General features: G+C 51.9%; 12 protein-coding genes. 1 reads left to right on the top strand and 11 read right to left on the bottom strand.

Annotated features, from left to right (window positions below; all coding sequences use genetic code 11):
* The 11 genes from P8N76_11765 to P8N76_11815 all read right to left on the bottom strand — a co-directional run bounded on the left by P8N76_11765 (position 1) and on the right by P8N76_11815 (position 23,827).
* On the bottom strand, positions 1–1,170 hold the full coding sequence (locus P8N76_11765; GenBank protein MDG2382340.1) for a serine hydrolase: 1,170 nt from the start codon (positions 1,168–1,170) through the stop codon (positions 1–3).
* Positions 1,171–1,306: 136 nt separating this feature from the next.
* The gene (locus P8N76_11770) at positions 1,307–4,648 is read right to left on the bottom strand and encodes a HEAT repeat domain-containing protein (GenBank protein MDG2382341.1); all 3,342 of its coding nucleotides are present in this window, start codon (positions 4,646–4,648) and stop codon (positions 1,307–1,309) included.
* 937 nt (positions 4,649–5,585) lie between these two features.
* Entirely contained in the window at positions 5,586–6,290 is a 705-nt protein-coding gene (locus P8N76_11775; protein ID MDG2382342.1) for a PEP-CTERM sorting domain-containing protein, read from the bottom strand.
* A 376-nt stretch (positions 6,291–6,666) separates the two neighbouring features.
* On the bottom strand, positions 6,667–11,106 hold the full coding sequence (locus tag P8N76_11780) for a WD40 repeat domain-containing serine/threonine-protein kinase (protein MDG2382343.1): 4,440 nt from the start codon (positions 11,104–11,106) through the stop codon (positions 6,667–6,669).
* Positions 11,107–11,256: 150 nt separating this feature from the next.
* A complete protein-coding gene (locus P8N76_11785) occupies positions 11,257–12,399 on the bottom strand; it encodes a PEP-CTERM sorting domain-containing protein (protein ID MDG2382344.1) in 1,143 nt (380 codons plus the stop codon).
* Between the two features lie 25 nt (positions 12,400–12,424).
* Positions 12,425–13,060: a sigma-70 family RNA polymerase sigma factor gene (locus P8N76_11790; protein MDG2382345.1), complete on the bottom strand. Its 636-nt coding sequence runs from the start codon at positions 13,058–13,060 to the stop codon at positions 12,425–12,427.
* 551 nt (positions 13,061–13,611) lie between these two features.
* Positions 13,612–16,455, bottom strand: a complete 2,844-nt coding sequence (locus P8N76_11795) for a GEVED domain-containing protein (GenBank protein ID MDG2382346.1) — start codon at positions 16,453–16,455, stop codon at positions 13,612–13,614.
* 71 nt (positions 16,456–16,526) lie between these two features.
* Positions 16,527–16,943, bottom strand: coding sequence for a hypothetical protein (locus P8N76_11800; GenBank protein ID MDG2382347.1), 417 nt, complete (start codon positions 16,941–16,943; stop codon positions 16,527–16,529).
* Positions 16,944–16,978: 35 nt separating this feature from the next.
* On the bottom strand, positions 16,979–19,141 hold the full coding sequence (locus P8N76_11805) for a penicillin acylase family protein (GenBank protein MDG2382348.1): 2,163 nt from the start codon (positions 19,139–19,141) through the stop codon (positions 16,979–16,981).
* Positions 19,142–19,770: 629 nt separating this feature from the next.
* Positions 19,771–23,055: a bifunctional serine/threonine-protein kinase/formylglycine-generating enzyme family protein gene (locus P8N76_11810; protein ID MDG2382349.1), complete on the bottom strand. Its 3,285-nt coding sequence runs from the start codon at positions 23,053–23,055 to the stop codon at positions 19,771–19,773.
* A 166-nt stretch (positions 23,056–23,221) separates the two neighbouring features.
* On the bottom strand, positions 23,222–23,827 hold the full coding sequence (locus P8N76_11815; protein ID MDG2382350.1) for an ECF-type sigma factor: 606 nt from the start codon (positions 23,825–23,827) through the stop codon (positions 23,222–23,224).
* Between the two features lie 925 nt (positions 23,828–24,752).
* Here P8N76_11815 and P8N76_11820 point away from each other — a divergent pair.
* Positions 24,753–25,970 (top strand): dockerin type I repeat-containing protein, encoded by a 1,218-nt coding sequence (locus P8N76_11820; protein MDG2382351.1) that lies wholly within the window; start codon positions 24,753–24,755, stop codon positions 25,968–25,970.
* Positions 25,971–26,205: the final 235 nt, after the last annotated feature.

Below are 26,205 nucleotides of genomic sequence, written 5' to 3' on the forward strand. Positions count from 1 at the left end.
TTACTTGTTTTCAAATTCGCCTTCCTTCAACTGGTTGGCCGCCGTCTGTTGAAAGACTCTTCGCATTTTCGAGTTGTCACTGTTGATCAGACCATCGCGTTGAATCATCATCACGTAAATCGTGTCTGTCTCGGGATCCACCCACCCCTGCGTCCCAAATGCGCCACCATGACCGAACGTCCCCTTTGAAAACATCCCTGTCGTACCTTGAGGCTCACGCACGAGGCACCATCCCAGCCCCCAACAATTCCCTGGGGTAAACCCCGTTTTCAAGTCGCCTGACTGCGGTGAGATCATCGCCTCGACACCACCTTTCGAAACAATTCGCTGCCCACGCAACATCCCACCGTTCAACACCATTTGATAGAACCGAAACATATCGCGTGCCGTGGCGAAAAGCCCACCAGACGGATTCGGTGCCGTCAACTGGCTGTAATCACCGAGAAACCCCTTCGAGGGAACGAGCGTTTTCTCCGCAGGGTTCCACTTATAAAGTGTGGCGACGCGTCTTAATTGCTTCTCATCCAAAAAGAAAGTAGCCCGGTTCATTCTCAGGGGATCAAACACTTTTGTCTTAAGAAATTGGTCTAGCGGTTGTTGGGATACAATCTCCACAATCCGCCCAGCCACATTGAGCCCGGGACTGTAAAGCCAGCGTTCGCCGGGTGAAAAGGCAACAGGCCTTTGCGCGAGGGCGTCAACAGCTTCTTCCAATGAACCATCGAACGATTGTTTACCGGAAAGCCCTGCCGTATGTGTAACACAATCACGAATCGTCATTTCACGTGAGGGCGTTTCACCCCCCTGCAACTTCACTTCAGCAAACGCTGGAAGATATTTACTGACCTTATCATCGACAGACAGTTTCCCCTCGTCTTGCAGAATCATAACGGCCGTTGACACAATCGGCTTCGTCATCGATGCGATCGCAAACAGACTCCCTTTTTTCATTGGTCGTTGCTTCTCGACATCGGCCCAACCGACCGCACTAAGGTGGACAATCTTGCCTCGATGCCCAACGAGGGTAACAGCACCAGCAATGGCATCCGCATCAACAAACCCCTGCATTGCCTTGTTGATTGCAGCATTCTCCGGAGGCGTTTGCCCCGACTGGGCAACACTCAACGCCGGCAAACACAATACGCAAACCGCAAACAATGAATAACGCATCGCAGGTCATCTCCTCTCACAGCTCGCCACTTTGCAATCAGCTGCAGATAGGCAGGCCAGTTTTCGGCGTCAATGAGTTCTCACTCGCCACAATTTGACGAGGCTACCCTCACTTTTCCTGTAACAAAACATTGGGCTATTTGCCTGTATTTTCTTGAAGTGCCGCCTTTGGTAACTCAGTTTGCGCGTCCCCATCTTTCAGAAACGCCACCAAATCCACAAATTCGGTGAGTGACAACTGAGAAACCGTTGCATCCGGCATGAGGCTGCGTTTATTGTTCACCTTCTCGTCAATCTCATTGACATTAATTCGGTAATCGCGACCATTGGGCCCACGCAAGACGACCTGAGGCGGACCGTCACTAAGCTTGAGTCCACCATAGACGTTACCGGACTTGGTCACCACACTCCAGGTTTCGAACCCTTCTTTGATTTCCAAGGAAGGATCTACAATCGACTCAACAATTTTCTCAATCGTATGAGTCTGCCAAATCTTGTTTAAATCGGGGCCAATACTGCCTCCCACCCCTTCGATACGATGACAATTAATGCATTGGCTCTTTTCCGCATTTAAGAAGACATCCCTCCCTCGCCGACTATCACCCGTTTCAGCAACCAACTTTTTGATCCTGGCGATACTCGTCGAGTCCAAGGAAAGGGAAAGACCGTCTTGGTAGATTTGCTTAAGCAGATCGTGTGCCTTTCCCGTTGCGTCGGAAGCCACGTGACGTTGGAGCGCTGCTGCCACAGAAGACTTGGTAGCAACTGGTAAGTTCCCCGATACATAGCGCTGCCCAAGTTCTACAGCATGATCCATATCAGCCCCTAGCACATCGATCGCCGCATTCACAATCACCGCATCCTGGATATCCAGCATGGAGCGTGTAACAGAAGTTGCCTTCTCTTCGTCAACCTCGCCAAGAAGCCAAAGGGAGTCTGCAATTAACTCGGCTTCTTTCCAGCTCTTCATCTGCTGAACCCACTCATCAAGCAGCAACTCTACCCCTGGATCCCCGCGATCCGAGAATGGCCATTGCTCCGCTTTCAAGAGAGCCAAGGCCTGAATAACTGCCTGCCTCTCGCTCAATGATCGGCCTTTATCACAAAGGATTTCAAATAGCGGGCGACTGGCAGAGATAACACGCAGCTCACCCGCCAACTGAATCGCCGACTGACGAATTTCAGCATCGGATGACTTCAGTAACTTCACAGTCAGCGCGGCAACACTCGGAGACTTGCCACCTCCCACAAGCCCCAAAGTTTCCAAGGCCGTGATCTGCAGGCGGGCAGAACTGTCAGGATTTTGTTTAAGCCAGTCAATCACTCCGGTCGCCTGAATGGGAGGGCGCACCACGATATGGCGATGAGCCGTCAACAACCGTTCGAGCTGATCCTCGGTGAAGCCATTGGTTTCGCCGCGCAGAAGTCGATCTAACTCGTCGGCAGCCCCATGGGTTCGCAAAGCGAGAAACAATTCGGTCGCCAACTCGCTTTGCTGGGAGTCATTGGAGATTGCCATTTGACTGATCTTTCTGACACCCGGAATACCACATCGTTCAACCCCCCTCAAAATCCCATCAAACAGATACTGATCGTTTCGATCCACATTCACTAATTGCGCAAGCAATCCTGAGGCAATCGTTTCTTTGACTTCATGCTGGGCCGCCAAAGAACCAACAGCACCGGCAGCCAACGCAGCCGCTCGCTGCACGGCCGGATGAACATCCTTCGCAACCAGGTTCAACAACGGTTGAGCACGCGACAGTGTGGCTTGGTCTGCCGACATTTGATGGCCAATCGCCTCCGCCGCAGTCCGTCGCATCTCAAAACTCGAATCCGTTAACAGTTCCTCCGCACATGGCGACGCTGCATTCCAATCAAGCTGGCAAGCCGCTCCAAAAGCCGCGACTCGAGCCGGCAGGGACAGTGATGCATTTCTCGCAATCTCCAAGCATTTCCCACTAATTATCTCGGTGGGGATCTCCCGATGCTCTACTCCACGCCGCACCACTTCTTTTCGAACTCTTTCACGAAGTTCGAAATCAAGCGTCGTGGTGAGAATCTCGAACAGGTGCTCCATTGTTCTATAGCGAAGTAGATTCCAGGCGTTCATTTTCCCGAGCGCAATACCCGGAAGACCATCTGTTCCGGTCCAACGAAGGCGATAAATGCGCCCGTGCGTTCCGTCACCCCATGACCGCCCTGCGCCCCCACTATTCGTTCTCCAATCGAGCACGTAAATGGCACCGTCAGGGCCCACCAGAGCCTGCACAGGCCGAAACATGCCATCATCCGATTCCATCAGCGTAAATTGGCTGACCACCTTGAAGGTGCTACCGGCTCGTTCAATTTGGTAGGCGCGTACTTTCATTCGGTACACGTCGGGATAAATGAGCAAGCCGCGAAATTCTTCAGGAAAACGTGTACCCTGATAGATCAAAAGGCCCGCTGGTGCGCCACGCCCTGTTTTTAGCATTGAGGGCATCTTTCCTGGCCTTTCGCCAAAGACAGCACCCCGTGCGAAATCCGTGCGGCAACACTTCGCACCCATCTCTAATCGCCAACCGTAATCTGCTCCCTCGAGCAAATGCATCAGCCGAACCCCTTGAAATTTCGACCCATCCTCCTGGTCATTATCAACGTGAAACATGTTGTACAGTTCGTCGAAGACAACATTGCGGTAGGGATTGCGAAAACCTCGCGCAAATTCAGTAAGTCTCGACCCATCGGGACGTGAGCGAAAAATGGCTCCGGTTCGCAGCACGGTTGCCCGAGATCCGTCACTACCCTCGGCAATATTGTCATCGTCACCGCTTGTTGTATACATCCAATTGTCGTGGCTGATGGTCAACCCGGAAACTTGATGATGATGATAACCACACATTCCCCTTAAGATCTCTTGTTCCTCCCACACCCCATCCTGCGTTTGCCTACGACGAATCACATGCCCGACCGAGGGAAAATACATCCACTCTTTGTGCAAAAGAATGCTCGAAGGCATTTCTAAATCGTCCATCAATAACTGGGCCGTCTCGTAAGTGCCATCACCATCCGCATCGACCAACCGTTTGAGCTGATCATTGACATTCTTCGTCTTGCGATTGACGGTCGCCTTTGAACCATCCTGATAGATCACATCATAGGTGGTGTCTATCTGTTCTGTTGCCTCACGCCATTCCAAAACGAAAAGTGCCCCATCATCTCCAAAGGTCATTGCAACCGGATCGACAACGGTTGGTTCTTCTGCAACGATCTCGACGGTGACACCGGCCGGCGTGCGTAGACCTTTCAAGCGTTGATCAGCATTCTGATTATTTCCCACCTGATCTTGCATCCTCACCCATTCAGGCGTCGGCGTTTGCAACATTTCCTCTCGGAGGAAATCGGGCTCGGCAATCGCTTGACCCACGACCTCTGCTCGGAAAACACCCAGGTTTGCAACGATGGACGCCAGAATGATTAAGTCGCGACAATTCATGCTTCATTGAATCCTTGCAGAAAACCGTAACTTGCTAATCGTTGAAAAACTAATCGCCGGTCGCCGCCCGTCCGACTTCCGGTAATGATCAATATACACTCTGAATTGCATTCCGCAGATGATTGAAGAGGAGTTCTTTTTCCAAATTCCGGCGTTTCGCGCACGGCGGGAGACAACGGCAAAGGCCTGGCTATCCGTGGCCCCGCGTGAGAAGGCGTCAGCAACCCTACTGTCAACTCTTTCACCCAACCGCTCGTGCAAATTGCCCCCCCTAACGAACCTTTCGCGAATCACAGTCAATTTTCATTGGCCCTTTTCATTGGCCCCCAAATGACCCGAACCGAAGCCTTTACAAAACAATCTTCCCGCAATCGAATAAATTCCCGAACCGCTGGTAGCACCCGCCGCACCTTTTTTTCATCATCAAATTCTGAAAACTCCAATCCCGACGCGATTTGGATTGAAACCTAGAAGGGCGACAAACCGAAAGGCAGCAACGCTCCGGGATGCTTGACCGATCGCGGACTTACCGCCCTGGTATCAGTCATCTTGAAAGCGTGGCTCAAGACAGCATCACCAACCCCAGGTCCACCCCAACCGAATTGCTTCGCGAGAGCGGCGAACCATACTTGCAAATCCATTGCCGGACCTTCCTTGGAACCTACCCTTAGAAGCACAGATCGCCCGATCCATGAACATGAACTCTGAAGCTGATTGTATTTCAAGCCGACCGTCGGCAACAACCGATTCGCCTTCACCTGCCATGCGTTGCTTCGCGAGTCCGACACTCCCAATCCGACAAAGGCAACCCGCGTGGCACAGAGCATCAAGGTTGGACCCGCGTGACACGCTTCATCAATTCAACAACAATAACCGGTGCTAATCGCAGATACGATCCGCTCAATCCGTTCCGCCAGGATCGAGGGGCCGATCGCCTCTAAGCTTTCAGAGATCGGGAACGCCTCAGCCACCCCACCAAACCGATTGCCCCTAACATCATGACACTCGTGGAAGGCTCAGGAACAACGGAAACCTCGAAAGAAAGTTGGTATTCCACCTCGTCATTTGGACTGGCCGTCCCCACGGGATCGGTGTCAGGTGTGAAGTCACCTTCCTGAAACCAAAAACTGTAAATGCCTTCGCCAAGCGAACCCTCAAAACCCGAGACCACATTGGCGCCTGGAACCGGGAATTCAAAAAGCGCGCCTAAATCATCGAGCACATCGTCATTGACACCACTTCCCGGATTAATGCCAACCAGGGCGGCTCCCAAAAGTGCCGACGCATCCGTTTTCGAACTGATTTCTGCTCCCGTTTGAACTCCAAAAAACCCACCATTTCCAGGCGGCGAGTAAGTGGTGTCGTAGCGATCGATCGTAATCGATGTGAGTGCCGTATCGGGACCGATCGAAATTGTCCAAAAATCAATCTCGGAGTTCGGGCCCAGATCGTTTACGAGCTTACCGGTGATCGTATGAGTCCCAACCGAAAGGTTTTGAAGCGATTCGGGTAGCTTCGTGGGGCCAAGATGATTGTCGGACAAATCATCATCAATCGACTCGTTATAATTCACCAACTCACCGTGCAGATGCCCACAGGCGATCCAGAACAACCCGAAGGTCAACAGCGTGCAGCGCAACATGATAATTCTCCAACCGCGTATCAAGAAAGTCTCTGAACAAACCCAAGCCTATGTTTATGCCAAATCGCCCGTGCAATTGAAAGCTTTTTCCGTTTCTTTCGCACACCAGGCGAACCTATCTAAGAAAAACCAAAGCTTCGTAAGTTTTACACTCGCGCAGAAAACCCGGCGATTCACGATCTCCTTGACGATGGGATTTGCCGCGTACTCGAATTCGCCATTTCCTAAGTCGCGTTGATCGAGCCGCACAAGCCTTTTAGGCAGGCAACACCGTCACCCTTCCTTGGAAAAAGAACGCCCGTGCGCCGGACAGAGGGAGAAACGTGAATCGGAAACGCCATCTGCTCCCAAGTCAAAACAACCGCAATTCCCCGTCCTATGGTTTTTTTTGACCTTCAAAGAGAGCCCGCACACTCGGTGGAATCACCGATTTGGCGGCTTTGCTAGGCACGGGAGGAGTGACCGTTTTTTTCGTTTCGCCCATTCGTGGCAGCAAGGGCGAAAACATGACCGACCGATCTTCCGACGCAGAAATGATCGCTTCGTTGCCAGGGGAGAATGTGATCGCAGTAATCCCAGCTGAGTGATCCGTCAGCGGTTGTCCAACTTGGTGAAATCGCTGATCTTTGGCTTTCCACACATGCACTGTACTCCCAGTGGCCGCCGCCAGATAACTCCCATCCTGACTGCATTCCAGCAGATGAGCATCAACAAGCTTTATTTGATGAAGTGGTTCTGCTTCAGCCTGGGAGTAAAGGCTCAACGTTCCGTCCTCCACCAGGGTGACAAATCGGTGATCATCGAGAATCTTGGCCGCTCGAATAGAAGCGCCCTGGTTGTCGAATTCGTTAATCAGTTTCCAGGACTCATCGCCCCGCTCCCATATTCTTATTTTTTTGTCCGCGGTTGCAACGAGCAACTTATTTTTCAAGGCGTGTATCTCGACAGCCGTTGCGTGCGGCCCTTGGGAGATTTCCGTCCAAGGCCCTCGTACGGTGGGGGCCTCCACAAACCGACCCGAATCGAGATACCTAACCCAATGGGCTCCTTGATTCAATTGGAACGTTTGCTGTTGAATCTCAGCCGTCGATTGATTTCCGTTGTTTGTTTCGGAGAGCTGGGGAACTCGGCGATAGTCAAGCGCACCATCGACTTCTTGAAAGGTCGCGTCCTGGCCTTGCCATCCCAACACGCGAATTCTCGTATCAGGTTTCGAAGTCACGATCGCGGTCCTGGCCGGAAAGGCGTTAGCGACCAATTGGCGATCATCCCTCTTCCCGGGATCCAACACGACGACATGCGAAAAATCGCCCACCAAGACAAGCCGCTTACTCACGTCGGTCCACGCCATGTCTCTCACCACTCCCCCAACGTAAAGAGTGTCTCTCCAACGTTGGCGAGGCCCTTGCCACATTTCTCCTTGCCAAAGTTCAAGTGCTCCATCCTGCCCGGCGATGGCAAATTGATAGGTCCCCTCAAATGGAAACGGAGCAATCCGGGCGAGTGCAACCGGCCCCGCCGCTTGAATCGAACCGCGGTAACGTCCACGACGGCCGCCCCAAAATTGAACCTGGTTATTTGACAGCGTAAGCAACGTATGATTGTCAGGCGAAATCTCACAAGTCCCAGGTTCGATTCCTCGACAAGGAAATTGATACCGTCGGGCAGTGTTGCGAGGCCAATCAGGTTGCCATCGAATGACTTCACCCGCTTCACTCGCGCTAAATAAAATTTGACCACTGCGTGAAAACCGAACATGAGCGACCGGGGAAGTATGGCCTTCCAGGAGAAGCTGACTGCCATCCGGGTCCACCAGGGTAATTGTGTTTCCGGAAGCGACGGCAACGTGTTGAAGCCCAGCCTCCGCGGCATACGCCACTTGGACCACACCCTCTGGACACTTAATGAGAGGGGAGGCCTTCTGCGTAAACGTATTCCAGATGGCAACGCCACCATCTCGATCCCCGATAATAATTTCCTGTTCCGTTTTAAAACAAAGCGTTTGGTAATGTTTTTCCTCGGAAATTAAAAATTGCTGCCGGCGTTCACCGCGCAGATCCATCACACCGACGGCCCCATCATCGAGGACATAAGCAAGTCGCTCGCCGTCGGGTGCCCACGCCAAATCGACGATCGTCCCATTCGTAACAATCGGTGGCTCGACTTGTCCGGTTCTCGTTTGAATCAAGTGAATCCCGGGTTCTGCAGCAACCGCAATTTGTTTCCCAGACGGTGAGAACTCGAACGCCACCACGCCGAGATCGGGTAGACGCCATTCATAAAGGTTCTTTCGCAGACTCCAGATACAAAGCGCACCTCTTGCTGAAACGGCGGCCATCCGAGGTGAATTTGCCGCCAGTGCCACCTCCAACCAGCGACCGTGAGTCGGCGGCAGGCGAGTCAAATCCCCTTCCTGTTGCACCCAAAGATCCAAGGATCCGACACTGACTTCGGCTTGCCCATTCTGACGGGTTAATCGGGTTCCCTGTTCTGGATCAATCGCCCATTGTTCCTGGCCATCATCCCATTTCCACCACTGATTGCGAGCGGTTTTTATTCTCAGTTGCCAATCCTGAGCTGGATGGGAAAAAGCCGATTGAAAATCCAGTTCGAGAACACGCGATTCGACCCCACTGGCGTCCGGCGAATCCATTTGTTTTTTGATTTCGCCACTTTGTGGATCGACAACCAAGATCACTGTCCGGCTCAATTCGCGATTCAGCCCTTCCTCGCTATCCGTTTCCTGATCGTCAGTTGTTTGACAAGAAATCACCATGGCATTCCCAGTGGGCGACAGCGTCAGGCTTTCTACGTCGCCCGGCAACACCAACGGGTCGAACCACGAACTGGACTTTCCAGTCAGGGGATCTACCCGCCAGAGCTGACGCCCTCGTGCCACGATCAACCCCAGGTCGTGCGGGCGAAGCACCCAGGACTCGGTTAGGAGTTCGTCCGTTTCACCTTCGGCAAACGGAACGGGAATCAGACCATTCGCAGCTTCCATCCAATAGCCTGCAGCGTTTACATTCCATCGCCAAAAATGAGAAGTCACCGTGTCAAATAGGGCGATCGATGTTCCGTCTGGCGTCAACTGCAAGATATACTGCCCCGTTTCCGATAGGTGGGGTACGTGAAGCACCTGTTCGGGACGAAGACAATGACCATGCAAAAATCGCCATACGAGTTCACGTATTTTGCTCGGACATCGCTGTTCGTCTTCCAACAACTCCAGCGCTTTTCGCGGATCTTGCTGAAAGACTCCAGCCACCGTTTGCAACTGTCGGTCGTACGGATCCCGCAGCATTGCATCGGTACCCGAAGCAAGGAATGAAGAGACCTCCGCTGCGACTTCTCCTGAAATCCGTCGTGTATCCTCAATCTGCGTATCCTTGGCCTGCAGTGCAGCATCCTTAATTTTGGATTCACGCCGCAGGCCTTCGGCTTGTCGCTGGAACCCTGACGCCGAGAGTGCAAAATAGGTTGATACAGACGAACCAATGACCAGAGCCACGACGAACCCAACCACCAAGCCCGCCACCGTCGTATGCCTTTTACACCAGCGATAGGCTCTTGCGATACGTCCGACCGGACGTGACAGAATGGGTTCGGTGTTTAGGAAACGTTGCAGTTCGTCTGCCAATTCCCCGGCTGTAGCAAATCGTTGCTGAGGATCTTTTTCGAGACAGCGAAGACAGATCGTCTCCAGATCAATCGGCACGTAATTATTAAGGTGGCGAGGTGATGGTGGCTCTTCGTTAATGACTTGGTGCAACAACATGCTCGTATTCCCGCGGAACGGCAACTCTCCGGTCAGCAGTTCGAACATCACCACCCCCAGCGAATAAACATCGGTGCGAGGGCTACTGTCATGAGCTTGTCCCATCGCTTGCTCAGGTGACATGTAGGCAGGCGTCCCCAGCACTTGCCCTTCCACCGTCATCGTCACTTCGTCCGCTTCCCGTTTTGCTAATCCGAAGTCCATGATATGAGGCTGGTCATCTCCATCCATCATGATGTTGCCCGGTTTCAAATCGCGATGAACGACCCCGACTCGGTGGGCATGATTGAGGGCCTCCGAAATTTGGTAACAAAGCTTTGCAACTTCATTGGGATTTGGCGACCGAATCCCCATCCAATCATAGAGCGACACCCCGCGGACCAGATCGCTGACGATATAGACGGTTTCGTCGGTGCGCCCTACTTCGTGCACTGAGACGATATTGGGATGTTTGAGTTGAGCAGCAGCACGCGCTTCGCGCAGAAATTTGTCGATTTCTTGTTCAGAAAGTTGCCCACGTCGCGGCAACTTCAAGGCCACCGTCCGATCTAGCACAGTATCTCGTGCCTTCCACACTGTGCCAAATCCACCGACGCCAATTCGCTCAATCAGCTCAAAATGGGCGATCTGCTTGAGAGTCGGTGCCTCTTTGGTCGCCATCGCGTCGGAGACCAGGCTAAACGCCTCTCCGCAAGCGATACACGTAATATCGGACCAAGGAAGGTCGGCCAGGATCTCCACTGGCGACGCGCAATGCGGACACCGCACGATCAGTTTTGCTGTATCTGACGTTTCCGCCCCTTCGGTCGTCCGAGAGCGCCCGGAACGATTATCCCCCTGTTCGAACACATCTCGAGCATTTTCGACCAATCTTTGCTTCCGAAGCTCTTCTTCTAACTCCGGCATCAGATCGCCGTGCTTCGAGACAATCGTGTCTCGAGATAATTTTTCTCCCTTCGCCTGACGTTGGGCATAGTCAGAAACGACGTCAAGAATCTGGGAGCGTCGCAAATCTGCGTCGTCACGATGCTGCGTCATCGCCCATTGCCTCGGCACAAGAGAGAATAGATGTTCGTAAACCCTAACCTCATTGTGAACCAAACAGGGCGTAAACGCCAACGGACGATCGATTTAATCCGACAGGAATTTAAGGATCATCTCATCCAAAGGGTCAGATCGCCAGAAGGACTACCTCTCACCCCACTTTTGCCGTGGCTTGTCTAGAACTCGCCGATTACGCAATATCCAGCCCACGATTCCGAGGCCAAACAGCATTCCGCTGGTCGGTTCGGGTACGGATTCAGCCGGCGCGGCCCTCGCGTCATCTGACTCATAACACCCTTCCTGAAATGCGAGAATCAAATCGGAACTGTCGAAGACGCAGTCGCCGTTCCAATCGCCGGTGGTCCAGGTTGCCTCATCACCATTCTCGTAAATGCCAACTTGAAACAACTGAACCAGATCAGAACTATCGAAAACTCCATCAAGATTAACGTCGCCGATGCAAGTCCCTTTGCTCCATTTGATCCAAGCGAGTACATCGTTATTATTCACTTCGCCGTCGATGTTAATGTCGTACTGCCAGTCTTCGGACCCGTCTTTGGATGCTTTACTCAAAGCGTCCAAATCGGTCACATCGACCAGCCCATCCCCATTAAAATCACCGGGTCGACAATACATCAATGAGATCGCATTGATCGTCGTCTCGCCTTCACTGAAAATTTCTACCTGATTCTGTTTGAAGTCCGGAAAAATCAGCACGTTACCGCGCACCCCAGTGCGAAACGTACCGTCGAATTCACCCGAATCAATGTGTGGTTGTCGCACCCCGTTTACAACAAATTCTCCTTTTGCACCCTCTTGGCCACCATAACTGTAAATTAGCACGGTGTAGTTCAGTGGTCCTCTGTGCCGCGGAGGAACGAATTCCAAAGCATCAAGCTTAATCACCGATGGAGAACGAAAGAAGGATTCCATCAGCCGCGCATCACCAGGATTTTCAACTTGAATATCATCGTTTTTTCCGATTCGCGCTGCATTCCACGACACACTCGCAGCCGATTGATTGAAGTCGCCGAAAGTGTCCGAGATAAGCGGAAAATTTTCTCCCCCGGTCTCGTTCGGCAGATTGTTCCAAACGGTCTCGCCAAATAAGCCGGCCGGAACACGAATGGGAGCATCGCCCCCGGCTAAATTGAGATTCAGACTGTAACCGTACGAGGATGCAAATCCAACGCCGTGAGCTGCTACAAGTCCGAAACCAATCGCAAGGCCGGCGACGCAAAACCATTGACGTGGCGGAGCGAAGGTGCGTTTCAGGGAAGCAATCATCGTCCAAATCCTCAGGTTTGTTGGGTTAACGTTTACTGATCCACATGCTAGTACGCTGCATTCGCTCCCGCAGAGCGTATTTTGCGCGCCGGAGCAAACCACGAACGGCTTCCGGTGAGCGATCCATTTGATTCCCCGCTTCTTCAAGCGTCTTTTGTCGAAAGAACCGCAGCAACACGGCCTGCCTTTGTTCATCCGGAAGCGAAGCAATTGCCACTTGCATTGCCTGTACGGCTTCATCATTAGCAACGTTCTGACTCGGCGTTCCCCCATCGTCTTCCGCAAGGATTCCCATGAGGTCTGCAACAGAGGTCTTATAAATATCTTGAACGGCATCCACGCGCCGCATATCGCCGCCACGTTTCTTCCGTTTCTGGTGCTTGATGGCATCGATAATTCGGCTTTCCGCAATCGTCTTTAACCAAGCCAGAAATGAACGATCAGACTTGGGTTCGAAACGACTTATTTGCTGAAAGGCGCGAAAAAACGTTTCCTGCAAAATGTCTTCCACGCTAATTAGACTTTGCAAGGGGCCAGCCAACTTCGGCCGGATATGATCGGCCACCGCATCACAGTGCGCCAGCAGCAGTTCTTCCAGTGCGGGACGATCTCCCGCAATGGCTTTCTGTGTTAACTCCCGTTGTCGGTTTGGATCAATCATACTTTCCCTCATACTCTCTCGCTTCGTTTGAGTTTAACTGCGACTAAAGCTGTTTGCGACGCTTTTCCCCTTTCCAAAGACTCAAACGACATCTTCCGCGGAAACGGTCGCGCTTTTTTTCGCGCTAATTGCTTAGGTCGGACTTTCGCTTAGCTTTTCAGCTGACAACAGCTCCAGAGGTTGACTTGTTTGGACACCCACTCAGCCCACCCACCGAGGATCGTCGGGACGGGGAATCCCCGGACGGCGCCCCCCGGCGAGAACGCGGGCGACAAGCCCCAACCCAAACGGACCATTGTTTCATTGAATTCCCCGAGTGGCGAGCAGTGATGGTAGAGCGTTTGGCAACGAGTTTAAATTCAAGGGAAAAGAAGTTCCAGAAAGCTGACTCGAGCTTCCCCAGCAGGCAGCGGAGACGGCCTATTCCACCGAACCAACGCAAGATACCTACCAATCAAATCCTCCTCTCGAATGCAAGAACGCCGAGTCATCCCAACGGGATAACTCGGCGCTTGCCCCTTCCATCAACTGCACGAATTGTGCATTTCGACTTAAACGAGCGACAGTTCTTCGGCGAGAAAATGCATCAACTCATCATCCTCGTCATCCGCCGTGGAATGATCGTCATCAGCAAAAATCGAGTCGACCATTTGAACATCAGGCACTTGATTCGGTGTGGACGCCAATTGCTTGAGATCCATTTTATCCGAATCATTATCGCCAGCAGTTTGCTGATCGTTTTGGCGATTTCCCCCCCAAGACTCCACCACAACTTGCGGGTTGCTCACAGCCGCAGTCGCGCCTAATGCGTAGCCACCGTCTTGCATCGCTGTCACCAGGTCAGCCGTTGTAAAATCGCCATCGTGGTTCCAATCCCCTTCGGCCCAACCCGAGTTGCCTTGAATACCATCTTCGTATTCCCCAGAAGCGAAGACCTGAACAACATCCTTCGAGTCAAAGCGACCGTCCAGATTGGCATCACCGTAAGTTGACCCCATCACATCGTGGATCAGGTAATCCATATCTCCGTCATTGACCTGGCCATCACCATTCAGGTCTCCCAGATTGTCGTTCGCTCGAATTTGGGACCCGAGTAGATCGATGTCGACAATTCCAACCGAGCCGTCTGCGTTAACATCACCATGCAGATGGGCATAGTCTTCAACTTCTCCATCCTTTGCAATCCCGTGCGGTGCCAAACCACCGTGCGTGCTAAAACGAAAACGCGAGTAGACAGGTCGTGAGGGCATGGGAAACGCATCACCCGGCACAAAGAAATCAATCGTGTTCACACCCGGAATGAGCGCCGCACTGGTAGCGATCTGCTCCGTCGAGTCCCAGGTGCCATCCTGATTGAAATCCACCCATGCGTCTAGAAAACCATCCACCGATGCTTCGACATCGACGAGTGCGAAATCCCCTGGGTGCATTCCCGTCACAAAATGTACGCCATCCTCATCGTCGGATCCATCGGCGATGTCATCACCTTTTGCATTGATTGTTGGCTGTCCATTTGGATCCGCATCAATCTTATTTCCAAGATAGACTTTCGGGTTAATCAAATGCCGCGCACCATTTGAAGCCAGTAGCGTTGGGTACGGCTGATCCGGCGCATCACCAAAGTCGAACCTGCCACCCGGTTGGTCACGCTCACTGATGAACACCAAATGATCCTCAACTTCTCCATTCGGAATACTGGCGGCAGGATCCTGGTCAGGCTTGAGCAATGGATCCGTCGTGCTGAAACGCCATCGTGAATAAGTGGGTTCATTCGGACCGGGCTGCGCGGTATTGGGAACCATAAACGTCAAGATATTGACGCCAGCAGCGAGAGGCTCAGCGCTAAAGATCTGCTCCGGAGCTCCCATGTCCCAGTTTCCGTTCCGATCAAAATCGATCCAACTGTTCAGCCATCCCCGGGTGGAGGCGATCACTTCTACAGTTGCCAAATTGCCCGGAACGAGTGGGGTAAGGAAACGGACACCGTCTTCGTCGTCAACGTTAGTGCCAACGACCTGGTCGTCACCATCTGAGTTGATGGAAGGTTGACCATCGGCTTCTCCCTCGACCCGTCGCCCCAAGTAGACTTTCTTATTGATTCGATGCTGGGCTCCATTGGAGGCCAACAGAGTCGGATAAGGCTCGTCCGGTGCATCACCAAAGTCGAATCGGAAATCCTGCTCAGGCGTATCGATGAAGACCAAATGGTCTTCCACCTCTCCATTGGGAGCCGGTTGATTCGGACTTTGTTCAGGCTTCAGGATTCGGTTGGTATTGCTAAAACGCCAACGTGAGTAGGTCGGTTCGTTTGGACCAGGGGTCGTGCCAGCAGGCACCATAAAGGACAGGATGTTCACTCCTGCGCTAAGCGGTTCCGCAGCGAAAATCTGCTCTGCAGTTCCCGAATCCCACGATCCGTTCCGATCAAAATCAATCCAACTATTCAACCATCCACGGGTTGAAGCAACCACTTCGACCGTTGCCATGTTGCCTGGAACCAAGGGAGTGAGGAAACGAACACCATCTTCGTCGTCAATATTGGCGCCGACGTTCATATCGTCACCATCCGAGGCGAAGGTAGGTTGGCCATCCGCTTCGCCTTCCACGCTGCTACCCAGGAACACATCGGGATCGATCAGGTGATGGGCACCTCCGTTGGCAGCCAAGGTGGGATACGGTTGATCCGGTGCATCCCCCCAGTCAAAACGATAATCCTCCGTCGTACAGACATGATCAATCCACAACTCTTGGCCACCCAGCTTGAGCGAGTTGATCGAGCCATTTAAGACGAGCTGGCCCACATCATTTCCATACCCACCCCCGCCAATACTCACGTTAACGCCGCCAATATTCAGACCATCAACGTCACGGAAGTTGCCAAAATTGCGAAAATCACCATTGATTTCGAGATTTAAATTTCCACCGTATTCACCAAACTGAAGAGTCACTCCACTGACGGTGGCGCCAAAATCGATATCGACCAAGATATTGTTGACCATCATGTCTTGGCCAAGATGTCCGGCGTGGTTGGCATGTTCCACCGACGTATAACCTCCCGCCGTTACTCCCCCGCCGCCCCAGGTAAACGGTTGCCCCGTAAACTTCGCCTGGAGTCCCGTGTTATCCGCGATAAAGATGTCACCGACCACATAATTGCCGACTGCGGGCATGTCTTCAAAATCGATGCAATCAGCTGGGCGAAACACACCCGGCAGATCCAGGTCAATCCCCGTACCAATTCCAGGACCGAGCGGTAACTCGGGCCCAATTGCTGCGCCCAGAGCATCGGCACCAAACATCATTTGACGACTTTCAAGAGACTCGATCCTTGCGCCTCGACGCTGAATTCCAGTTAATCCTGCCTTCGAACGTTTCTTTTTTTTCTCGTGACGCATGGCTTTGTCTCCCGATAATTAGCTCGCGATTGATGGCGGCCACGGCGATTTGGAGGCTGCCGAACAGACCATCAACGACATCTGTCCGACAGGCGGGCGGAGAAATCGGATTTTTTTATTTCCCGGGGCGACCGAATGGATTGGGAGAAATAGAGCAGCGTTAAGCGGAGTAAACCAATTTGGTGCCAGCCGCTATGCTGGCGACTAAAAACGGTCCCTCGTTCAATCCGCTCCGCCTGATGATGCCAACTGACAGCTGCCTTGGCAGCTGGAAACGAATGAGGCAGATCAATCACGAACGTTGTCACCAGTCCGAATTGTCGCCTTCCGTAAGGCAGAAATGCCCAATGATGCTTGTTGACCGATTTCCTCGAACCCTCGCCGAGACAACCCACGGAAGTTCCAGACGACACAAAGAAAGCTTGATGCGCCGCATTCGATGTCTGGCGATGGATCCACCAGTGGCACCAATCCAAACGATCAGCCAACTTTTCTTTTCGTTGGGGAACGAATCAGAACGCGCTCATTCACCCGGCTGATAGCTGCGGACAGCGTGAGCCTTCACATCCTCTGGATAGAACCAAGCCGGCTTCATTTTCCGTTCTGAGAAAAGTTTCGCCTGATCGAAAAAGTGGGGAGACTTTCGATCGGAACTCTGACCAAACTGGGTTGCCGTAACGGCTTCGACGCGCTCACCGAACGTGACGGCACCCACATAAGAGGTGCCGACGACCGCGTAACGCCGTGGCCGCAAAAATCGAATACTGGGCGTTGAGTAGACGGTGTAAATAATTCCCAAGGGGCCTGGAGCCCCGCTACATGGCAGGCTGGGCAGGAAACGATTGAAGCCCGCCGCCGCGCCAACCACATCATGCCGTTTCGTCATTCGTTGTATTCGGTGCACATCCCCCCAAGGAACGCGCCAATCGCCATGAATCTTTTTCAATTCTTCCGCTGCTGAAACTAAGGCGTCCAATCGACTCAAACGATTCTGCCGATACTCTTTTTTGAGTGTTTCTGCAGGATACCCCTCCCCATAAAGTTGCATGTACCAAGCCACGCATAGAGTGGTAGCAGTCGAGTCATCTTCAGAACGACAATCCCAATCGAGCAAATGCTTTAAAAAGGGACGAACTCGCTCAGCTCGCTGCCGATCAACTTTTTGCAACCGCTCCAAATCTCGTTGAAATTTTGGCAATTCGGTCATCGGCCAATACATCGTGGTATCGAACGCCAATTCCTGCAATCGCTTAAAAGAGAGATTATCGGTTTGACGCAACAGATACCGAGACATCTTGGCACGACGCGTATCGTGATTGTCATCCTCCATCATGTAATCCGGAAAATCTCCTCGTTGAGGATTCCCGTCGTCGGTGGTTGTGTAAGGCGTTGAATTACAATTTTGAACGTATCCGGTTGACGGATTAAAAACTTGGGGCAGATCATCAAAACGATGAATCCCCTGCCATTCCGTACGTGGATCACTGCCGTCCACAGGCTGGGTCCAATCAAAACTGGGATCGCGGATCGGAATCGAGCCGTTGTAAACGTAGAAAATGTTACCGGCCTGATCGGCATACGCGATGTTGAACATTGGAATCGCACAAATACTCGCTGCCTCGCGCCATTCGGCAAAGTTCCTCGCCCGGATCATCTCAAACGCTTGAGATGGTCGCCGAACATCGAAAAGTCCCGCGATACGCACCGCTAACCAAGTCGAATCATTTTCGCGACGTACGAGCGGGCCCTGATGGGTCTTTCTCAAATGCAACGTACGCTCCTCAAACGTTCCATCCGTTTTCCGAACTCGCACGGTATCCGTCCAGGCAATCGCATCACGGGTTCCATCGCCATACGCATACTGCAGCGGGCGTTTCGGGTCCGGAAACGTCACTCGATAAGAATCGGCAATATCCGGTTCGTTGACTGTGTAGGTCCAACCCAATCTACCGTTGTGCCCCTTGTTGGGGATCGGACTGCCAAAGAAACCAGCGCCAGAGAAATTCACCCCTTCATCGCTATAAATATGAGCTTCGTAGTACTGTCCCCAGCCGTACCACGGCTGGTGTGGATTGATTAACAACATTGCCTGACCATTGGCTGTCTTCGTTGGTCCGATTGCCCATTGGTTAGAACCAATGGCAGCATGGGCCGCTTCGGCAAACGTATCCGCCTTGGGGCGACCGACATGGGAACGTCCATAGACAAAGCTCAGCAACACATGGCGATCCATCGCCAACACATGCCAAGGCTCGAACCGATGAATTAATCTCGATTTTTCCTCAGGGTGTTGCGACAAATAATCATTGATCCCAGCCGCATACGCGACCAGATTCGCCTTCATTTCTGGCGGGAACTGCTTCAGATCTTCTTTCGACCGCCGGACAACCTCGAAACTACGGTTGAGTACATCATTGCTTAGTCCCGACTCACCTACAATTTCAGCGTATCGCCCCACTGCACGAATACAGTTATCTTCCACCTGCCAGAAATAGTCCTCCGCCTGCGCGTAGCCCATCCCGTACGTCATGGCAGCATTCGTTTTTCCATGAATATGAGGCACTCCCCACTCGTCGCGATGAATCGTCACCTCTGTCGCCAGTGGTGACATGGCTTGCGCATTCCCCAACAACCCTTCGATGATAAAAACTACAATCAGTGGAAACCAAGGATTCAACCGCGCCATCAGAAACTGTTCCTTTAGGGATACCCGGGGCAAAAGCGTATTCGTGCTCACCATGTTGCTAGAATCATAGGATGATTCACTTTCGCAGAGGAGCCAAGTGGTAAGATCCGATTATTTTGAGAGTCAGCAAGAAACTTTTACTCAAGAACCTCTTTCCCTCAGATTGGCTAGTGGCAATCCTTTTGACGTGACCCTGTCAGGCGAGCGAATGCGCGCTAAATTCGTGAACAATTGCTCGATCTGGTCAGGCCCAAGAAGAGATCCTTGAAACGTGACTCAAGCGCCCCAACCGCTGACGTGCGTTGGAGCTTCGAGGCGCCTTCGCTCCCGTCTTCCCCTCTAAAAAACGTAAAACCGTTCTCAGGAAAAATCACGAAAGATCCGGCGGGAATACGGTGAGACCCAAAAATGGAATTGGCGCGAAGCAAAAGATCGCTCCAGCGATCGTTCCCTGAAATCCTAACAGAGCGTTCAACTCGAATGGCGACGCCAGGATCGCAAACGAAAAAAGCTTCACACAACAATTTCCCGCAGCTTCGGCCGACCAGCCTTCAAGCGATGAAGAGCAGATTCGCAGACATTTCCCTTTGCACCTGGCGACCGCCACATTGGCTCAATCTAAACAGCTGTCAGTTTTTCGAAGAGCCGAAAATATCGTCCAACCATTCATCAAATAACTTGACGACGCTTTCCTTTTCAGGCAGGTGATAAGCCGGAAAGACCTCATGCTGCTTAACTTTACTGCCAAGATCTTTAAAAAGAGGCAGTTGGGATGTCGCATGTGAAAAAATTTCGTCATGCAAACCGTTGATCATCAGGACCGGTTGTTTGACATGAGGGGCAAACTGATACTCGTGGATTTCGGGACGCTTCTCGTGCCATTTCGAATAACCACCGCCAAGCAATATCCCTGTAGCCACTCGCTGATCAACCGCAAGGACAGCAACCGATCTCAAGGCGCCAGCGCTCAGTCCGAATAGCGAAATTTTATGTGGGTGAACATCATCGCGAGTCAGCAGATAATCAACGGTTCGCGATATTTCTTGAGCCACATAGATCCAATCATTCCGAGCGGAGATCGGCGAGTTACGAAATGCCCTGGCAAGCATCTCATTCGACCATCGTTCAAAGGTACCTCGATAAACGGGAAAACATACAATCCGTCCTGCGGAGGCAAATTCATGGGAATAGTTAAACAGCAGTTTCCTTCCCATTTGAAAAGCGCCACCCGAATTCCAACACCCGATTCCCGGCACCCCAATGACTACTTCGCCAGGAGTTTTCAAATCGCGTGGTACCAGAAGATGAAGTGGCAACCGCTCTTCGCCAAAGGGCCCATCAACTTCAACGATTTCGTGACGATATTTGTCATTCGCACCATCGGAGCTTTCCGTATCGTGGATCACGACATTGAGCGGTTGTTCGCGATCGTAGTTATACCATTCCTTCAGATCCGAGAACGGCATCCGCTCTACACGATCTAAAACTTTCGCGACCTTGGGAACCAACAATCGGGATAAATCATCCCGTTCGAGTTTTTCAAGGTAGATCGCGCATCGAAATCCGTCTCCCTCGTCGCGTTGCCAAGGTGAAGCAATTCTTGGCGTGTAAAAGTTGTAGTCCGGATCACTGTAGGATCCACCTAGCAAGGCATGATTTCCTTCGGCATCGCCGTTCCAACACCATTCTCTCACGTTACCGTACATGTCGTACGCGTCAAAGCACCCGATCCCCTTATACTGTCCAACCTCAGCAGTCCCATTTCCGCCATAGTTCGACAACTTCGCAGCGATACCGGGTTGATCGCAAAAGGAAGCTCGCCTCCAGTGGGCAAATGTAGGTAAACTCTTGCCACGAAATTTTGCGTAAGCATTCGCTTCGTACCAACTCACTCCCTCCACCGGATAACTTTCCTTTCCGGTAGGAAAGCGACCATGCTTCCAAGTTGCTGGACCATGCACGCCCGTCGTATCAACAAACTGCTGACAGGCTGACTTCCAAGTAATCTCAACACCCACCAGATCATAGGAGATGTCCGACCAGTATTCGGCTTTTTCATAACCACCAGCATCGACAAATTCTTGATACTGCGAATTCGTAACTTCATATTGATCAATGAGAAAATCGTTACGAATTGGGTGAGCGTCGCCCCCACTCGTTATCGACCTCGTAATCCGCACCATTCCTGGGACGCTCTCACTCAGTGATTGCCAGTCTCGCGTAGAGAAGTTACGCAACCCGACGGGAAACTTCATTTGGGTTTCCTTGGGCACATAACTTTCGTGCTCGAATCGGAGTCGAACGTCACCAATCGGAACCTCCAAATTCACGAACGGAGCAACTCCCAAAAACTCCCATTCGTCATCGCGGGCGAGTGCATCACGTGCCCAGACGGTGGTCCCTTGTGGCAAACGGGTGCAAGAGACCGTCGTGGTGAGCGACGCCCATTGCTCTTGGAACCCCATATCGGTTCCAAGTAAGCCCTGGACCCGTCGTGCTTCTCGAAAAGCACGAACCGGCAAACGTTTTTGTCGTAGCGATCGGATTTGGGGCTGAACAACACGCCTCGCGACCTCTTGCCGATCCGCTCGAACGCGCAGGTCATCCAAAGCCGCCTGGGCTGCCGATACTTGATCGCGACTCTCGAGCGCCGATCGTGTCAGAACGCCCATGTACAGAAAGCCTAGCAAAAAACAGGTTGCAACACCCCCGACCGCGACGATTGACCGATTGCGTCGACAAAATCGGTTTACCTTCACCCTTAGCGAAGGTCGTCGCGCCAAAATCGGGCGGTCCGCAAGATGCAACTGAATGTCCTTACATAAATCGGAGGTCGTTTGATAACGATCGGCTGGATCTTTCGACAGGACCTTCAGAGTGATCCAATCAAGGTCTCGGCGTATACGACCGGACAACAACGCAATACTTTCCCCGCGCGCCGCGGCCCGTTCCAAACAGTCATTTCCGGTCGAAACCATCTGGCTAGGTTTCCGCGGTTCCTGCTCGCAGATTACCTCAAGCACTTCTTGCAAGCTTTTCGACTTCTCGAGTTCTTTCGAAAAGGGGCGCTTTCCACAGAGCAGCTCGTAGAGCACCACGCCTAAAGAATAAATATCACTCCGAGTATCCAAGTCATCCGATGCAAGCATAACCTGCTCAGGACTCATGTAAGCCAATGTTCCAAACATAGAAAGGGCCGTAACATCCGTTTCCGTCTTTTCATCGTTTAAATCATCCCAGGTCTTTTTCGCAATTCCAAAGTCAATGATTTTCGGTACGGCCTCATGATCACAGTCAGCAACCAAAATGTTTGACGGCTTCAGATCCCGGTGAATAATTCCCTTATAATGTGCGTGTTGGCACCCTTGGCAAACTTGTACAAACAACTCCAATCGCTCAGATATCGTTAACTGTCGGTCATCGCAATACTGGGTGATTGGAATACCGCGAACCAAATCCATCACAAAATAAGGCTGGCCATTTTTCGCTGTCCCTGCATCCAGTACTTTGGCAATGTTGGGATGATCCATTCGCGCCAGAGTTTTCTGTTCATCCTTAAATCTCGCAACGGTGCCGGGATTAGTTTTGTCATAACGGAGAAGCTTGAGCGCCGCAGAACGTTTGATCGGATGATTTTGATTAACCAGGTACACAACCCCCATCCCACCCTCACCGATTTTCCTCACAATTCGGTAAGGCCCCACCTCTTCCAAGGGTGGCTCTTCTCTCGTTCTCAAATTTTGCAACAACTCTACCGCGTTAGGCCGTTCCCCCCACAAATCATCTTGATTTTCCAGAAAACCGTCACAGTCTGCTTGCACATTGAGTAAGGACATAACTCGGTCGTACAGCGAATTATCACCTTGGCACACCTGCTTGAGATATGCCTTGCGCTCGTCTGTTGATTCAATCATCACAGCGCAGCGAAAGATCTCTTCCTCACTTAACCTGTGCGACGAAGACATGAATTACCCTTTTTAAAACCAGAGGTCAGAACGGACCCGAAGAATGCGATAAGCGGTCGTAAAATCCCAGTCTGATTTGAAAAACAACAGAAAAGATTTTAAAACCGAACTCACTTCATTTGGCGGATTTATCCATTTCAAGTTTCAGCCAGGAACGCGCGTATTTCCAATCCAAATCAGCGGTGGATGTAGAAATCCCCAGGAAATGGGAGGCTTCTTGATTCGTCAAGCCAAGAAAGAATCGCAATTCAACTAGCTTTACCTTGCGAGGATGCTCAACCGCAAGCCGATCCAGTGCTTCATTAAGGCCGAGAACATCAAACGATTGATTGACGTCCTGACCGCCAATTTGATCGATGTCCATCCCATGCATAGCCTTGTAGCGGCCACCGCGTCGGAGAGTTTTTTTTTGCCGAGCCCGTTCCACCAAAATGCGTCTCATGGCCATGGCCGCTGCCCCAAAGAAATGCGGTAAGCCATTCCAATCCGCGTCAGGATCCTTTTGTGTGAGTCGTAGATAGGCCTCGTGAACGAGCGCGGTCGCTTGCAGAGTTTGACCGACTGACTCTCGAGCCAGTTTTTTCTCGGCTAATTTTCGCAATTGACCGTAAACGAGAGGCAAAATGTCTTCTGCTTTGGATGCGTCGTCGATCCGGGCAAAACTTACACCACAGTCTGCATTGCGATTCTCCGGGTCCGGAGCTTCAATTGTTCTAATCATGGCAACTCTCGATGATTCTCGATACGTCGGCGTTGCGCCATTTGCATCTAACCCAATGCTCTCGCTAACTAACTTTTCAATTCACCGCATGCATGCCATCGGCTGCTTATCGCGTTAAAATAACGAGACGATCGAACAGTATACAACTGTCCGACTACCGTGTGCCATCGAAACAAAGCGAAATCACTCCATTTTTTGGCGGCCCCCTCGAAGTCCGGCGCACAACTGTTCACCGTTTTTTTACCGCCCCCAGCTAAAGCCCGTAATTCCCACCGTCAGCCTGCCAGCGCAAGCGCGGTTCAATATGTCTTTTTGCTGTGCAAAGCCCAGGGTGGCAATCGCACCAGCTGAGCAACCGCAACTAATCGATTCGCTATTGGGAAAATGCGGGACCCTGCCTGCCAACTCTGATCGGTGAATGGAGGCGGTGGTACTACACGATCGGCGACAAGACGGTCAGCCACGTCGACGTTTCCGCGTTTAACAGAGACTTCGTCTTCGGTAGCGAAGGCGAAGTCCTTGTGTTCACCGGTATCAGTGGTGAAAGCTTCACGCGATGCGGTCAGCCGACCACGGGCGATCCTCCTCGTGCTCGGATTAACGGCATCGAAGTTTCGACCGTCCTCGTTCCCGAGCCCACCAGCCTGGTCCTGGTCGGCATGGGGCTGATGGCATTCTTCGGATTCCGTCGACGCCAGAAGTAGTCCGATTGAAAACGATTGGAAACCGGTCAATCCCAGCTGGGGTTGGCCGTTTTTTTGGCGCTCTACCCTGTTTCTTCCGTTCCTGTGGAAATCCTCCGCTTTGCATCGGGCAATATCAATGCGTTTGTCGCATTAGGCGAGGGGGATTTGGGCGGTTTCTGTGAGACGGTCCCATGAAACGTAAAACAATTTTAACAAAAAATCAGGAAAGGAAAGCCACCGTGAATAGCGTGCACGTAGGTTCACATTTCAAAGTTCTTGTTTTTTGCATTTTTTTGTGTTTCGCACCATCCGTTTTGGCTAACGTCGTTGCTGATTCCGTTGCCGATTGGACGGAAACAGGCACCCAAGGTGAAAACGGTTGGACTTACGGTTATTACGAACCACCAACGAAAACCATCAGAGCGGAGATTCCTCACCCTGATGCGGTTTACCATCCTGATGATTTTCAGGCCTTTGTCGAAGGGCGTTGGGGAGACACCGTGTATACTCATGCTGCTAATGAACAAATTACTGTGGTTTCCGGTGTCTGGGGGCACAAGAGTGAGCGGAATCCACATCCTCCCCAAACCTTTGTCACGAAGCATGGTGGCCACCCGCAGTTTCCCAGTTGGTCAAACGGTCAATCCGAACCCGAGCACAAATTGCAGTATGCAATACGTCGTTGGGAATCCGACGTGAGCGGTAATGCTACGATCACGTACAATCACTCCAAAATTCAAACGGAGTGCGGTAACGGTTCAACGGTGATCCTTTACCACAATGGTACTGTACTCGGGTCGAACACGATCACTTCTTACGATCGCACCGGCGTCGACGATTCCGTCTCGGTATCGCTTGCAGAGGGTGACTTCGTTGATCTTGCTTTGTCGGGTTTCGGATCCAAAGTTAAACCGAACGGCCGTGATATTGACGAAAGGCAATGGTGGTTGTCTAGTTGTGACTACTCAAATTTTGGAATGTCCATTGAACTCGCTGCTGCTGTAACTTCTGGTGACTACAACAGTGATGGCGTCGTTAATGTTGCTGACATCAATTTGCAAGCAGAGGCAATCGCAGATACTGCTCCTGATCTTGCTACTTACGATGAAAACAGCGACGGTGTTGTTGACATTGCTGACCGAAAGATCCTCGTCGGTGATCACCTGAATACTTGGATGGGCGATGCTGATCTCAGCGGTCAGTTCGACACCACTGATCTGGTAGTTGTCTTCGCCGTTGGCAAGTACGAGACGGACGCTTCGGCAGGTTGGGAAGAGGGCGACTGGGATGGAGATGGTAGCTTTTTGACTGGTGACTTGGTCGCCGCATTCGCGGATGGTGGCTATGAAGTTGGTCCGAAGGCAGCGGTTGCAACTGTGCCCGAGCCGTCCGGCATCGTTCTGGCTGTTATCAGCTTGATTGGCCTCTTCGGTATCAGTCGCCGTCGCCATTGCTAATTCCGCTTTCGCTTCGAGGATGAAACTTAAACGGCCTCTCGAATCATCGAGAAGCCGTTTTTTTGGGCGATTGTGGCACGGAGCTCAAGAATGGGTGGAATAGGGGACCTGCGAAATCCGATTCACGTCAGGTGAATTTTGCTGAGACGCTGACCCGGTCAGGATCGTGTCGAATGAGACCGATTGATGGTGTTTGCTTTTAACGGTGACATGAACGATACGCCCTTCGGTAACA

This window comes from Pirellulaceae bacterium, from assembly GCA_029243025.1.
GTDB lineage: Bacteria > Planctomycetota > Planctomycetia > Pirellulales > Pirellulaceae.